15 protein-coding genes are annotated in these 14,331 nt (G+C 40.6%); 13 read left to right on the forward strand and 2 right to left on the reverse strand.

Features of this window, described 5'->3' with window-relative positions:
- Positions 1-162: 162 nt before the first annotated feature.
- Entirely contained in the window at positions 163-867 is a 705-nt protein-coding gene (locus tag QOW94_RS02415) for a type 1 glutamine amidotransferase (protein ID WP_283678551.1), read from the reverse strand.
- Positions 867-2,213, reverse strand: coding sequence for a Mur ligase family protein (locus QOW94_RS02420; protein ID WP_283678552.1), 1,347 nt, complete (start codon positions 2,211-2,213; stop codon positions 867-869). Before QOW94_RS02420 ends, QOW94_RS02415 begins: the two co-directional genes overlap by 1 nt.
- Positions 2,214-2,412: 199 nt before the next feature.
- Between QOW94_RS02420 and QOW94_RS02425 the strand changes: the two genes are divergently transcribed.
- From QOW94_RS02425 to atpD, 13 genes are all read left to right on the forward strand, one after another.
- Positions 2,413-2,985 (forward strand): thymidine kinase, encoded by a 573-nt coding sequence (locus QOW94_RS02425; protein WP_283678553.1) that lies wholly within the window; start codon positions 2,413-2,415, stop codon positions 2,983-2,985.
- 22 nt (positions 2,986-3,007) lie between these two features.
- Complete coding sequence (gene prfA, locus QOW94_RS02430) at positions 3,008-4,093, forward strand: peptide chain release factor 1 (RefSeq protein ID WP_283678554.1); 1,086 nt, start codon at positions 3,008-3,010, stop codon at positions 4,091-4,093.
- Complete coding sequence (gene prmC, locus QOW94_RS02435) at positions 4,086-4,928, forward strand: peptide chain release factor N(5)-glutamine methyltransferase (protein ID WP_283678555.1); 843 nt, start codon at positions 4,086-4,088, stop codon at positions 4,926-4,928. The genes prfA and prmC overlap by 8 nt, the downstream gene beginning before the upstream one ends.
- Positions 4,929-4,941: 13 nt before the next feature.
- On the forward strand, positions 4,942-5,970 hold the full coding sequence (locus tag QOW94_RS02440; protein WP_283678556.1) for an L-threonylcarbamoyladenylate synthase: 1,029 nt from the start codon (positions 4,942-4,944) through the stop codon (positions 5,968-5,970).
- A 46-nt stretch (positions 5,971-6,016) separates the two neighbouring features.
- A complete protein-coding gene (gene glyA, locus QOW94_RS02445) occupies positions 6,017-7,261 on the forward strand; it encodes a serine hydroxymethyltransferase (protein ID WP_283678557.1) in 1,245 nt (414 codons plus the stop codon).
- Between the two features lie 159 nt (positions 7,262-7,420).
- A complete protein-coding gene (gene upp / locus QOW94_RS02450) occupies positions 7,421-8,050 on the forward strand; it encodes a uracil phosphoribosyltransferase (RefSeq protein ID WP_283678559.1) in 630 nt (209 codons plus the stop codon).
- 306 nt (positions 8,051-8,356) lie between these two features.
- Positions 8,357-9,070, forward strand: a complete 714-nt coding sequence (gene atpB / locus QOW94_RS02455; RefSeq protein WP_283678560.1) for a F0F1 ATP synthase subunit A — start codon at positions 8,357-8,359, stop codon at positions 9,068-9,070.
- A 24-nt stretch (positions 9,071-9,094) separates the two neighbouring features.
- On the forward strand, positions 9,095-9,307 hold the full coding sequence (atpE, locus tag QOW94_RS02460) for a F0F1 ATP synthase subunit C (protein WP_283678561.1): 213 nt from the start codon (positions 9,095-9,097) through the stop codon (positions 9,305-9,307).
- A gap of 34 nt (positions 9,308-9,341) precedes the next feature.
- Positions 9,342-9,860 carry a F0F1 ATP synthase subunit B gene (gene atpF / locus QOW94_RS02465; protein ID WP_283678562.1) on the forward strand — a complete coding sequence of 173 codons (519 nt, stop codon included), beginning with the start codon at positions 9,342-9,344 and terminating at the stop codon, positions 9,858-9,860.
- Positions 9,847-10,389: an ATP synthase F1 subunit delta gene (atpH, locus tag QOW94_RS02470; RefSeq protein ID WP_283678563.1), complete on the forward strand. Its 543-nt coding sequence runs from the start codon at positions 9,847-9,849 to the stop codon at positions 10,387-10,389. Before atpF ends, atpH begins: the two co-directional genes overlap by 14 nt.
- Positions 10,390-10,416: 27 nt before the next feature.
- Positions 10,417-11,958: a F0F1 ATP synthase subunit alpha gene (atpA, locus tag QOW94_RS02475; RefSeq protein WP_283678564.1), complete on the forward strand. Its 1,542-nt coding sequence runs from the start codon at positions 10,417-10,419 to the stop codon at positions 11,956-11,958.
- Positions 11,959-11,977: 19 nt separating this feature from the next.
- On the forward strand, positions 11,978-12,889 hold the full coding sequence (locus tag QOW94_RS02480; RefSeq protein ID WP_283678565.1) for a F0F1 ATP synthase subunit gamma: 912 nt from the start codon (positions 11,978-11,980) through the stop codon (positions 12,887-12,889).
- A 25-nt stretch (positions 12,890-12,914) separates the two neighbouring features.
- Positions 12,915-14,327 carry a F0F1 ATP synthase subunit beta gene (gene atpD / locus QOW94_RS02485; protein ID WP_283678566.1) on the forward strand — a complete coding sequence of 471 codons (1,413 nt, stop codon included), beginning with the start codon at positions 12,915-12,917 and terminating at the stop codon, positions 14,325-14,327.
- Positions 14,328-14,331: the final 4 nt, after the last annotated feature.

Below are 14,331 nucleotides of genomic sequence, written 5' to 3' on the forward strand. Positions count from 1 at the left end.
TAATGTCTATACATAGAGATTCGCTCCTATCCTTGGGTTTTCGTCGATTTAAGAATAGCAGAGTTGAATTCTCTGTGCTACATAGAATTCAAAAAAGCTTCGGAAAAATTAATTTCCGAAGTTTTTTTGCGTTAGCTGGGACTTATGTCCCAGCCTCTTTTTCTAGAATGTTTCTGATACCGAAACGGCGTCTTGAGTTGATAAGTCAGCATCCGGGTACTTTCTCTTTAGTGCATTCATTAATACGTGTTTTGCAATTTGGTTATTTCTGGCCAAAATTGGGCCGTGGAAGTACGTGCAGTAAACATTTTTGTAAATTGCACCTTCGGTCTTATCCTGGCCGTTGTTACCGTAGCCTTCAATAACGTTACCTAAAGGTCGTTCGTCTTTGCCTAGGAATGTAATTCCCTGATGATTTTCAAACCCGCGGTATTTTTCGCCGGTTTCCTTGTTTTCAATTAGAACATCACCGATGAACCGATTATCATGTTGCTTTTCAGTGTAGTGGTCGAGAGCTGAAATGCCTTGGAGCTTTTCACCATTGGCACCGATGTAATAGTGACCTAGTAGTTGGTAACCACCACAGATGGCAACTACTGAACCGTCATCTTCAATGAAGTTCGTGAGGGCTTCTTTTTTACTTTGAATATCTTTTGAAATGATTGATTGCTCAAAGTCCTGACCACCGCCGAAAATGACGATGTCATATTTGTCTGCCTCGAATTCTTGATCCAAGCTGATTACTTCAGAATCAAGGTCAACGCCCATTTGGTTTGCAAGATGTTTTAAAACGAGAATATTACCGATATCACCATAGGTGTTCATTAAATCGCCGTATAGGTGACAAACTTTTAAAGAATAACTCATTATCCCATTCCTCCATCAATAAATCCTTTGGAAGCAAATGTCTTTCTTAAACTCAACATTGCTGTGTACGTTGCTAGAATATACACCTTTTCTGTTGGCACGTCATCAATCATCTCTACAACCTTGTCTAGATTGGGTTCCACGAGGTGTTTGCTTTCGTCAATTTCAGCAACTTGGAGCCGGTAGGTAATATCCTTATACCGCTCGCCACCAGTAATGAATTGTTTGATGTTCATGTCATTCAAGCGTTCAAAATCGCCGTCCCAAATCCAACTGGTGTCGATACCGTCCGCGTAATTGGCGTTAAGCAGACCGATGAATGTGAATGGATCCTTATCAGTTGAAATCATATCGATAACTTGGTTAAGACCTACTGGGTTCTTGACTAGAATTAAAGTAACTTTCTTACCATTAACGTTGATTTCTTCCTGACGACCAAAGATTCGTTCATCTTGCTCAAACGCTTTGCGAATTTGGTCTGGAGAAACCCCCATGAACCGGCCAACTGAGTATGCGGCTAAAGCGTTATAGATGTTATAAACACCGCCAATCCCAATTTTGATTTGTTCGCCGTCGATTTCAAACGTGGATGACTTGGGTGTAAGTTCAATTCGTTTGTTTAACTGGAAGTTAAGTTCTGGCCGTGAGTATCCACAGTTAGGACAGAAGTATTTACCTAAGTTAGCGTAACTAATGAAATTATAATGAAGGATGTGTTGGCAATTAGGGCACAACACACCATCCGTATTGGGGGATGCCTTGATATCTGATTCTGGTTGATCATTGAATCCGTAATAAATCATTGGGTTTGGTAGTTGTTTTGAATGGAAGATAGGAGCGTCGCCGTTCGCAATGATGGTGGCGTTAGGGGCTAAAGCAACCCCATCCAAAATCTTTTGGTAGGTTGTGTAAATTTCACCATATCTATCCATTTGATCCCTAAAGATATTCGTGAAGACAAACGCTTTGGGTTTAATGTACTTAGTAATTTTGATGATGTTGGCTTCATCAACTTCAAGAACGGCTAATGGTCGCTTGTTTCTTGATTTTTTAGCCTTTAAAAATGTAGTAACAATTCCCTGTTCCATGTTTGATCCAGAGGGATTAGTCAAAATATTTTCGTATTTTTGCTTTAAAACTTGAACGGTCAACGCTGTTGTGAGGGTTTTCCCGTTGGTTCCGGTAATCACGATCACATCGTAATCCCGGCCTAGGGTGGCCAAGATTTCAGGGTCGATTTTAGTAGTGATTTTACCTGGAAGGGAACTACCGCCCTTCATGAATGTGTGCAAAAACCAGTATGATGATTTTCCAGCCGTCTTTGCAATCGTGCTTCTTAATGACATGTTTTTTGCTCCTCACTTAAGTAAGCTATCGTATTAATTCAAAAACTAATTTTACCATATTAAGAATGGATAGTCTTTGATATTCATTTCGTTTAAGCTATTTCTAACTGTTTTACCAAATCATTTACAATAACAGGTCGAAATTTTAGATAAAATTCTGTATAATGGAATAGAAACTGTCGGAAATAAGGTGGAAAATTTGGCTCAACTGTTCTTTCGGTACGGAGCAATGAATAGTGGCAAAACAATTGAAATAATCAAGGTTGCCCATAATTATGAGGAACAAGATAAAAGTGTTGTCATTATGACAAGTGCACTTGATACTAGAGAAAAGCACGGGATGATTGAATCACGAATTGGTTTGGAAAGGCCTGCCTACCCAATTACAGATGATACAGACGTTTTTGAAGCGGTTAGCCAATTGGATTCAAAAGCCAGCTGTATTTTGATTGATGAAGCTCAGTTTTTGAAGAAAAAACACGTATTTCAGCTTGCTAGAATCGTTGACGAATTGAACATTCCCGTTATTGCTTTTGGGCTAAAGAATGATTTTCAAAATCATCTGTTTGAGGGCTCAGAGAACTTATTACTATACGCTGATAAGATCGAGGAAATGAAGACGATTTGCTGGTTCTGTGGCAAAAAAGCAATTATGAATTTGCGTTTTCATGACGGTAAACCAGTGTATGAGGGCGAGCAGATTCAAATGGGCGGTAATGAGTCATACTATCCGGTATGCAGAAAGCATTATTACAATCCACCGATAAAGTAACAAAAGTGAGGATTTATTCTAAATGGACGAAATATTCGATAAATTACAATCAGTCGTTGACCGGTATGACGAACTCAACGAACTGATCAGTGATCCTGAAGTGATTGCTGATACTCAAAAATTCATGAAGCTATCGAAAGAAGAAGCAGACCTTCGTGATACTGTGGCGACTTATAATAAGTATAAGAGCGTTACTAGTCAACTAGATGACGATGAAGAGATGCTTCGCGGAAAAATCGATGACTCCGAATTAGAGTCGATGGTGAAGGATGAAATCTCAGACTTACGAGATCAAAAAGAAAAGTTGGAAGATCAGCTAAAAATCCTTCTTTTACCTAAAGATCCTAATGATGATAAAAACATTATCATGGAAATCCATGGAGCAGCTGGTGGGGATGAAGGAAGCCTATTCGCGGCTGATTTATTTAGCATGTATTCTAAGTACGCTGAAAAGCAAGGCTGGCAAGTTGAGGTCGTTGATAAGACTGATACTGAAGTTGGTGGCTTTAAGGAAATCGTTTTGATGATCACTGGTAATAATGTGTATTCAAAACTCAAGTACGAAAACGGTGCGCATCGGGTTCAAAGAATCCCAGTAACTGAATCTCAGGGTCGGGTTCATACGTCAACTGCAACGGTTGGGGTAATGCCTGAAGAAGAGGACGTTGACATTGACATCGATCCTAAGGATATTCGGACTGACGTTTACCGGTCTTCTGGTGCTGGTGGCCAGCATATCAACAAGACATCATCTGCCGTTCGGATGACCCACTTACCAACCGGTATCGTGGTTGCAATGCAGGATGAACGTTCACAGCAGCAAAACCGGGCAAAGGCAATGACGATTCTTAAAGCACGGGTTTATGACTACTATTCACAAAAAGAACAGGATCAATATAATGCTGAACGGAAATCAGCAATCGGTACCGGTGATCGATCTGAACGAATTCGAACATACAATTACCCTCAAAATCGGGTAACTGATCATCGAATTGGTTTAACATTGAACAAACTTGATCGAGTTATGAATGGTGAACTTGGTGAAGTTATTGATGCCCTGATTGTTTCTGATCAAGCAAAGAAACTAGAAAATTTGAGTAATGAATAATATGACTTACTTTGAAGCCCGAAAGTGGGCTTTTTCTATTATTAATGAAAATAAAGAAGTTACTGAAGCGGATGTTGAATTCTTACTGAAAAAGCAGTTTGGATTTTCGAATACAGATTTGCTGATTCATCTGCGGGATTCTGTGAAGTCTGATGATCTGGAGACATTTCAGAATAACGTTCGACGGTTAGTAGCTGGTGAGCCACCTCAGTACGTTGTTGGCGAGGCGGATTTTTACGGCCTGGAACTATTAGTCGACTCTCGAGTCCTGATTCCTAGAGTGGAAACTGAGGAGCTGGTGGAGTGGGTTTTAACTGATATCCATGGTCACGATAATCCTTCTATTTTAGATGTCGGTACAGGTAGTGGGGCAATTGCGCTAGCTATTAAGGCTAATTGTCCACTAGCAAAGGTTAACGCTAGTGATATCTCTGCAGATGCCCTAAATGTGGCGATGGGAAATGCTGATAAACTTAAATTGGCCATCGATTTTATCAAAAGTGACTTATTTGATTCTTTAGATGACCGATTTGACGTTATTGTTTCAAACCCACCTTATATTTCCCACGGGGAACTGGGTGTTATGGATAGCCGGGTAAAGGAGTATGAACCCAGGCTTGCTTTATTTGCAGATGACGATGGGTTAAAAGTATATAAACGGTTAGCTGAGCACGTTGCTGACTATCTAAATCCTGGTGGCAAACTATACCTCGAGATTGGTTATCATCAAGAGGATTCGGTAAAACAAATATTTACCACCAAATACCCCGAAGCTGAGGTAACTGGTAAACACGACATGGCGGGAAACCAAAGAATGATCAAAGTTACATTTTGAAGGTGAATAATTAATGGAAACAAAAATATTAACTAGAGAAGAACTTACTCAAGCTGCAGATTACATTAGGGATGGCGAACTTGTATCATTTCCAACCGAAACGGTCTACGGTCTGGGTGCTGATGCTACTAATGAAACCGCAGTAAAAAAGGTGTATCAAGCAAAGGGGCGGCCAAGTGATAATCCCTTGATCGTTCATGTTGCTGATGTTGCCACGGTTGAAAAGTATGCCCAACCTTTATCTGCGGATGCTAAGAAGCTGATTGACAAGTTCTGGCCAGGATCATTAACGATGATTTTTAATCTCAAACCCGATGTACTGTCTAAATCAGTGACAGGCGGGCTAAGCACTGCGGCTTTTCGTTTTCCCAACAATCAATTAACTCTTGATTTGATTAAGGAGGCCGGTGTGCCAATGGTTGGCCCATCAGCCAACACCTCTGGCAAGCCTTCGCCAACGACAGCGATGCACGTTTATCATGATTTAAAGGGTAAAATCGCAGCCATTCTTGATGATGGACCTACTGAAGTTGGCGTTGAGTCAACGGTGTTAGATATGTCTGGAGACGTTCCCGCTATTTTACGTCCTGGGGCAGTCACAAAGGCTGATATTGAGGAAGTTATTGGGCGAGAGGTGAACGATGAGCGTCACCACGTCGGGACGAATGAAGTGCCAAAAGCTCCGGGGATGAAATACAAACATTATGCCCCAAATGCTCAAGTTTATATTGTCGACCCGAACGATAATTGGCAAGATGTTGCAAATTGGATTGCAAAAAACGAACGAAATCATCCAATTGGGGTCATGGCTTATAAAAAAATTATAAAAAAAATTGACTGGCCAGAAAATGTCGAACCAATCTCACTTGGCGAGAATGTGAAGGACGCTAGTCACTTGCTGTTCAAGGAGTTGCGCGATTTTGATGACCAACCACAATACAAAATAATCTTCGCTCAAGGGGTCAAATCTGAGGGATTAGGCGAGGCATATATGAACAGATTGAACAAATCGGCTGGGCAAATGCACTTTAACCAGTTATAATTTTGCTATACGGCTCAGGCAATGGGCTGTAAAAACTTTTTATGGGGTGTTGCAGTTGAATTACGATTACAAAGCACAGGACACAGAGTTGTGGAATGCAATAGGTAACGAAGAGAATCGTCAACAGCATAATATTGAGCTGATTGCATCTGAAAACATCGTTTCAAACGCGGTTAGGGCAGCTCAAGGTTCAGTTTTAACCAACAAGTACGCCGAAGGTTATCCTGGTAAGCGATACTATGGTGGATGTGAGTATATTGATGTTGTTGAACAACTAGCAATTGATCGAGCTAAGAAATTGTTCGATGCAGATTATGCTAATGTTCAACCACATTCAGGCTCACAAGCAAATCAAGCAGTATACGCTGCATTATTGAAGCCTGGTGATAAGATTCTTGGAATGGGTCTTGATGCCGGCGGTCACTTAACTCACGGTGCCAAAGTCAGCTTTTCAGGTAAACTGTACGAATCACATTCATATGAATTGGATCCAGAGACTCAATTATTGGATTACGATGCAATTGAAAAGATTGCTAAAGAAGTTCAACCGCAATTGATTATCGCTGGTGCATCAGCTTACAGTCGGATCATTGATTGGCAAAAGTTCAGAGATATTGCGGATGAAGTAGGTGCTTACTTCATGGTAGATATGGCTCATATTGCTGGTTTGGTAGCTACTGGATTACACCCAAGCCCAGTTCCATACGCTGATGTTGTTACAACAACAACCCATAAAACACTCCGCGGACCTAGGGGCGGAATGATTTTAGCAAAGGAAAAGTTTGCTAAAAAATTGAACTCTGCCGTTTTCCCAGGTAGTCAGGGTGGTCCTTTGGAACACGTGATTGCTGGTAAGGCCGCTGCCTTTTACGAAGATTTACAACCAGAATTTAAAGAGTATAGTAAGCAAATCATCAAGAATGCCCAAGCAATGGCAGATGAATTTCAAAAGTCTGGCGTTGTCACTGTCTTAACAGGCGGGACTGATAATCATTTGATGACGGTAAACTTGTCGAATTGCGAGATGAATGGCCGTGATTTGCAAAACGCTCTTGATGAAGTAAGAATCACTACTAATAAAGAAGCAATTCCAAATGACCCATTGCCACCTTCGAAAACTAGTGGATTGAGAATTGGAACTCCTGCAGTAACAACGCGGGGATTCAAGGAGGATGACTGCCGAAAGGTTGCTGATTTAATCCTGCAAATCATTCAAAATCCAGATGACGAAGATGTCAAAAAGAACGTTGCGAACGAAGTGCAAAAGTTAACTGAAAAATACCCAATTTAATTTTCATTAATACTGAATAATACAGAAGAGCCTTACTTTGAGAGGCTCTTCTTTTTTGGGCCAAGAAGACTAGAAGTTTCGTTATGCTAAGTCAAGATTTTCCGGGCAAGACGCAATTTATGTGGTACAATTGTTGGGAAGAAAAAAGGAGTGAGTGTAGTGGGTAAGTTTCAAGTTATGGACCATCCGTTAATCCAACATAAACTTACGATGATTCGCAATAAAGATTGCGGAACTAAGGATTTTAGACAAATTGTTGATGAAATTGCTACTTTAATGGCATTTGAAGTTTCAAGAGATATGCCGTTAGAGGATGTTGATGTGCAAACACCAGTATCTGTCGCCCATGCAAAGCAAATTTCAGGTAAGAAAGTCGCAATCGTGCCAATTTTGAGAGCCGGAATTGGAATGGTTGATGGGATTCTTGATTTGATTCCAGCCGCTAAGGTTGGTCACATTGGGATGTACCGTGACGAAGAGACACTTGAACCACACGAATACTTTGTTAAGTTGCCTTCTGATATTGAGCAGCGTCAAGTATTCGTTGTTGATCCAATGCTTGCTACTGGTGGTTCAGCTATCATGGCAATTGATGCATTGAAGAAACGCGGGGCAAGTAATATCAAGTTTGTCTGCTTAGTTTCAGCACCAGAGGGTGTAAAAGCCTTACAAGAAAAGCACCCAGATATCGATATCTATACAGCTGCTCTTGACGAAAAGCTGAACGACCAAGGTTATATCGTGCCAGGACTTGGTGACGCTGGTGACCGGTTGTTTGGTACTAAATAAAAATAATTTTCATTTTTCAGTTTTTCAAAACGTTATTTAGATTAACGATTTTGGGAAGCTGTTTTTTATTAGAAACCAAATGTGCAAACACGCCAAAATGTCTACATATCAGTAACTCAGACCAAGTGTTACATTAAAATATTGTTTTGATATTTGTTTTGTTTGGTGGTATGATTTCAATTGTATTTGAACGCATATTCATGCGTCCATTACCATCGCAAATTTCTTTTGGTATATATGTCTTCCCGACCAATAGCCAGATAGATTAACATTGCGTATACTTTGTCAGAAAAGAGGTGAGAATGTGTGCAACAACCTACTACAACCTTTCAATTCCTGGGATTGACGTTTAATGTTGGTAACATGATTTCCATCTTGATTTCCGCTTGTTTGGTTCTATTGCTTGTCTGGGGATTATCTCGGCACATCACAATGAAACCAGGTAAGGGCCAAAATCTTCTTGAATATGCTATCGATTTTACGAATGGTATTGTGAAGGGATCCGTTTCTGGTGAAATGGGAAAGAACTTAGGCCTATGGGCTTTCACGTTATTCCTATTTATCTTAATTGCTAACCAACTCGGACTTTTCCTTCACGTGGATGTCTCGGGAGTATCATATGTAAAGAGTCCAACTGCTGATCCAGTAATCACGCTGACACTTTCATTGATGACGTTGACGTTCGCTCAATATCTTGGTGTCAGGACTTTGGGTTATAAGCGTCACTTTGAGAACTATCTCAAACCATTTAGTATATTTATTATCGTTAATATCTTTGAGGAATTCACCAATTTCTTAACGTTAGGACTCCGTCTATTCGGTAATATCTACGCAGGTGAAATGCTGCTTACCCTTATTTCCGGAATGGCTGTAAAAGGCGGTCCGCTAATGTGGGTTGTTAGTTTACCATTGGAATTGGCTTGGCAAGGTTTCTCAGTGTTTATTGGATGTATTCAAGCCTTTATTTTCGTAACATTATCATCAGTTTACATTTCTCGAAAAATTGAAATCGAGGAATAATGTACTTAAGGAGGATTATTAATTATGGGTGCAATTGCTGCAGGTGTAGCTATGGCTGGTGCCGCTATTGGTGCCGGTGTTGGTAACGGTTTAATTATTTCTAAGATGTTGGAAGGTATGGCACGTCAACCAGAACTTTCAGGACAATTACGGACAAACATGTTTATTGGTGTTGGTCTTGTTGAAGCTATGCCAATCATCGCCTTCGTTGTTGCTTTGTTGGTAATGAACAAGTAATGACTATCAATTTTTGAGAAGGAGGTGCCAATAAATGTTTTCATATTCTGTAGTTGGGGCCGAACTTTATACTGGTGACATGCTCTTTGTTATGATCAGTTTCATTATCTTAATGTTCTTGGTTGGTAAGATTGCTTACAAGCCAATTGTTAAGATGATGCAAGACCGGTCTGATAAGATTGCTAATGACATCGATTCTGCTGAACAATCAAGAACCGAGGCCGCTGAACTCGCAAGTAAACGCCAAGCTGAATTGGCAAGTACGCGTGAAGAAGCAAGTGGCATTATCAGCCAAGCAAAAGACTCCGGCCAAAAACAACGCGATCAGATTATTGATGATGCTCGACAAGATGCTTCTAACTTAAAGAGCGCCGCGGAAAAAGATATCGAGCGACAACGACAAGAAGCATTGGCAAATTCTCGAAAAGACGTAGCCAGTTTATCAGTCGAAATTGCTTCCAAGATTATCTCCAAGCAATTAAAGGAAGATGATCAAAAAGCACTCGTTGATTCTTATATCGAAGGGTTGGGAAAGCAAAATGACACAAAGTGATATTACTGCTGCAAAAAAATACGCAAGAGCAATGATTGAAGTTCTCGCTGAGAAGGATCAGCTTGATGACGGTTACGAAGAACTTGTCCAATTAAGACAAATCTTCAATGATAATCCAACTCTAGCTGACACTCTTCAGAGTAGTAGAACAACAGACGAACAAAGACAAAACCTATTGAAACCCATTCTTGAGAATGGTTCAGAGTTTTTGGTTAATTTGTTTAATGTAATCAATGACTACCATAGATATGATCAATTGGTTCCAATCGTTGACCAATTTGAATCACTCTATGATGATCAAAAGTCTATCGTTAAGGCAGATGTTATTTCTGCTACTGAGTTGACTGATGACCAACAAAGTCGGATTGCAGATGCTTTTGCTAACCGAGTTGGAGCTAAGAAAGTAGTTTTGACCACTAAAACCGATAAAAGTTTGATGGGTGGAGTTATTCTTCGTTCAGAGGATGTTATTATCGATGGTAGTGTTAAGACTCGTATTGAAAAAGTAAAAGAAATGTTATTGAACTAACGATATCTATTTAAAGAGGTGAAATTTATGAGCATTAAAGCTGAGGAAATCAGTGCTCTCATTAAGCAACAGTTACAAGGTTATCAAAATGAGCTCGATGTTGAGGAAACAGGTATCGTTACCTATGTTGGTGATGGTATTGCTCGTGCTCATGGACTAAATAACGCGTTGTCTGGAGAGTTGCTCGACTTCGGCCACGGCATTTACGGAATGGTTCAAAACTTGGAAGCTAATGATGTTGGTATCATGGTTTTAGGTGATGACACAGGTATCCGTGAAGGCGATTCAGTAAAACGAACTGGTCGAATTATGGAAGTTCCCGTTGGGGAAAACTTAGTTGGTCGGGTTGTTAATTCAATCGGTCAACCAATCGATGGTAAGGGTGACATCACTGCCGATGATCACATGCCAGTAGAGCGTAAGGCTCCAGGTGTTATGGAACGACAATCAGTTTCAGAACCACTTCAAACTGGTATTAAGGCAATTGATTCACTTATTCCAATCGGACGTGGTCAACGTGAGTTGATTATTGGTGACCGTAAAACTGGTAAGACTTCTATTGCCATTGATACAATCTTGAATCAAAAAGATCAAGATATGATTTGTATTTACGTTGCTATCGGACAAAAAGCATCAACTGTTCGTTCATCTGTAAGTACCCTTGAAAAGTATGGCGCAATGGATTACACAATCGTTGTGTCAGCTGGTCCTTCTGAACCAGCCTCACTTCTATACTTAGCACCATATGCTGGTGCAACTATGGGTGAGTACTTTATGCACAAAGGCAAGCACGTATTGATCGTCTACGATGATCTTTCAAAGCAAGCCGATGCATATCGTGAGTTATCACTTATTCTTCGTCGTCCTCCTGGACGTGAAGCATATCCTGGTGATATCTTCTATACTCACTCACGTCTGTTGGAACGGGCTGCTAAGTTGTCAGACGAATTGGGTGGTGGTTCAATGACCGCTCTTCCTATCGTTGAAACTCAAGCTGGTGACGTTTCTGCATATATTCCAACTAACGTTATTTCTATCACTGATGGACAGATTTTCTTGGACGCCGATAGTTTCTATTCAGGTGTTCGTCCAGCCGTTGACGCTGGTACTTCTGTTTCTCGGGTTGGTGGAGATGCGCAGGTTAAAGCTATGAAGAAGGTTTCAGGTACTTTACGTCTTGACCTTGCTTCATATCATGAACTAGAGTCATTCGCACAGTTCGGTTCAGATCTTGATGAGGCTACTAAGTCAAAACTTGATCGTGGTGCTAGAACTGTGGAAGTTTTGAAACAACCACTTCATTCTCCAATTCCGGTTGAAAAGCAAGTTGTTATTCTTTACTGCTTGACTCATGGTCATTTGGACAAGATTGAAGTTGAAGATATTCTTCGTTATGAACAAGAATTATTCGATTTCTTTGACCAATCACACAAAGATATCCTTGATAGTATCGCTAAGACTGGTCAACTTCCTGATGACTCTGTTTTGAATTCAGCAATTGATGAATTCGATAAGATTTTTCAACCAACTCAAAAAGATGGTCAAACACAAGCTGCATCAAACGAGTAGTTAAGGAGGGTGAATTTACATGGGTGCTTCGCTAAACGATGTTAAACATCGGATCACTTCTACTAAGAAGACACGTCAGATTACAAATGCCATGGAAATGGTTTCTCAAGCAAAATTGAACCAAATCCAAAAGCATACGACAAGTTATGATCAATATGCAAGCCAGGTAAAAGCTGTAGTTTTGCACTTAGCTCAATCCCATTTTTTGGATGGATTGACTAAACCTTCCGGTAATTCAGCTAAAAATGAATCATCGACAAAGAGAACTGCGTATATGATAATTACTTCTGATCGCGGTATGGTTGGAAGTTATAATAGTAATGTTATTCGGGAAACTAATGAGTTCATCGAAAAACATTCAGGAGATTCAAGCGACTATCAAGTTTTAGCAATTGGTGGAAACGGAGCCGACTTCTACAAGAAGCGAGGCGTTAATGTTTCTTACGAATACCGTGGAGTTAGCGATGTTCCAACTTTCGTTGAAGTTGGCGAAATCGTTAAAACTGCTACTAAGATGTTTGATAATGGTGCGTTTGATGAACTGTACGTTTGTTACGAACACTTTGTTAACCGACTAACATCTAGATTTAGAGCTGAAAAGATGCTCCCAATCGATAGTGAAGCGTTTGAATCTGAAGCTAGTCAGGATATTGAAACCAAAGAACTTACAGCTGCTTATGATGTTGAACCATCAGAATCAGATGTTCTAGATGTTATTTTGCCTCAATATTCTGAGAGTTTGGTTTATGGTGCTATTTTGGATGCTAAGACGTCTGAACATGCATCAAGTTCAACAGCTATGAAGTCTGCTTCCGATAATGCGGATGATTTGATTTCAAGTCTTGAACTTCAATACAACCGTGCTCGTCAAGCCGCAATCACTACTGAAATCACCGAAATTACTGGTGGTCAGGAAGCACTTAGTCAATAAACAATAAATGGAGGAGTTAACTAACATGAGTACTGGTAAAGTTTTACAAGTTATTGGACCAGTTGTTGACGTTGAGTTCTCCTTGGACGATAAACTACCTGAAATTAACACCGCTTTGGATATTAACGAAGACGATGACAAGACTCTTGTTGTCGAAGTTGCCCTTGATTTAGGTGACGGTGTCGTTAGAACCATCGCGATGGACGGAACAGACGGCCTTCGCCGTGGAATGGAAGTTACCAATACCGGTGCTTCTATCAGTGTTCCTGTTGGTAAAGATACTCTTGGTCGAGTATTTAACGTTCTTGGTGACCCAATCGATGGTGGCCCAGAGTTCAGTAAAGATGCTGAACGTTGGCCAATTCACCGTGATGCCCCATCATACGAAGAATTGAACCCATCAACTGAAATCCTTGAAACTGGAATTAAGGTTATCGATTTGTTGGAACCTTACATTCGTGGTGGAAAGGTTGGTTTGTTCGGTGGTGCCGGTGTTGGAAAGACTGTTTTGATTCAAGAGTTGATTCATAATATCGCTCAAGGTCATAACGGTATCTCTGTATTTACCGGTGTTGGTGAACGGACCCGTGAAGGTAACGATATGTACTTCGAAATGAAGGGATCTGGCGTTCTTGAAAAGACGGCCATGGTTTATGGTCAGATGAACGAACCTCCTGGAGCTCGTATGCGTGTTGCCTTGACAGGACTTACAATTGCGGAATACTTCCGTGATGAAGCAGGTCAAGATGTGCTGTTATTTATCGATAACATCTTCAGATTTACCCAAGCTGGTTCAGAAGTTTCTGCTTTGCTTGGCCGGATTCCATCAGCCGTTGGTTATCAACCAACTTTGGCAACTGAAATGGGACAACTTCAAGAAAGAATTACATCAACTAAAAAGGGTGCCATTACTTCTATTCAAGCTGTTTACGTTCCAGCCGATGATTATACCGACCCTGCTCCTGCAACAACTTTCGCCCATTTGGATGCAACAACCAACTTGGAACGTTCATTAACTCAACAAGGTATCTATCCAGCCGTTGATCCGTTGGCTTCAACGTCATCAGCTTTGGATCCAAACATTGTTGGTGAAGAACATTATGAAGTTGCTACTGAAGTACAACACGTTCTTCAACGTTACCGTGAATTGCAAGATATTATCTCAATTCTTGGTATGGACGAATTGTCAGATGAGGAAAAGACGATCGTTAACCGTGCTCGTCGGATCCAATTCTTCTTGTCACAAAGTTTTGCGGTTGCTGAACAATTTACTGGTTTACCAGGTAAGTACGTTCCTGTTTCTGAAACTGTTCGCGGTTTCAAGGAAATTTTGGAAGGTAAGTACGATGATGTACCAGAAGATGCATTCCGTAATTGTGGCCCAATCGAAGACGTTGTTGAGAATGCCAACAAGATGAAGCAGGCTGCTAATAACTAAGGAG

It is taken from the genome of Lentilactobacillus sp. Marseille-Q4993 (assembly GCF_951230165.1).
In the GTDB taxonomy this organism is placed as follows: Bacteria; Bacillota; Bacilli; order Lactobacillales; family Lactobacillaceae; genus Lentilactobacillus.

Bases quoted from the DNA above. Each gene is read 5' to 3' on its own strand.
- QOW94_RS02415 (WP_283678551.1), bottom strand. From the start codon at position 867: ATGAGTTATTCTTTAAAAGTTTGTCACCTATACGGCGATTTAATGAAC.
- QOW94_RS02420 (WP_283678552.1), bottom strand. From the start codon at position 2,213: ATGTCATTAAGAAGCACGATTGCAAAGACGGCTGGAAAATCATCATAC.
- prfA (WP_283678554.1), top strand. From the start codon at position 3,008: ATGGACGAAATATTCGATAAATTACAATCAGTCGTTGACCGGTATGAC.
- prmC (WP_283678555.1), top strand. From the start codon at position 4,086: ATGAATAATATGACTTACTTTGAAGCCCGAAAGTGGGCTTTTTCTATT.
- QOW94_RS02440 (WP_283678556.1), top strand. From the start codon at position 4,942: ATGGAAACAAAAATATTAACTAGAGAAGAACTTACTCAAGCTGCAGAT.
- atpE (WP_283678561.1), top strand. From the start codon at position 9,095: ATGGGTGCAATTGCTGCAGGTGTAGCTATGGCTGGTGCCGCTATTGGT.
- atpF (WP_283678562.1), top strand. From the start codon at position 9,342: ATGTTTTCATATTCTGTAGTTGGGGCCGAACTTTATACTGGTGACATG.
- atpH (WP_283678563.1), top strand. From the start codon at position 9,847: ATGACACAAAGTGATATTACTGCTGCAAAAAAATACGCAAGAGCAATG.
- atpA (WP_283678564.1), top strand. From the start codon at position 10,417: ATGAGCATTAAAGCTGAGGAAATCAGTGCTCTCATTAAGCAACAGTTA.
- QOW94_RS02480 (WP_283678565.1), top strand. From the start codon at position 11,978: ATGGGTGCTTCGCTAAACGATGTTAAACATCGGATCACTTCTACTAAG.
- atpD (WP_283678566.1), top strand. From the start codon at position 12,915: ATGAGTACTGGTAAAGTTTTACAAGTTATTGGACCAGTTGTTGACGTT.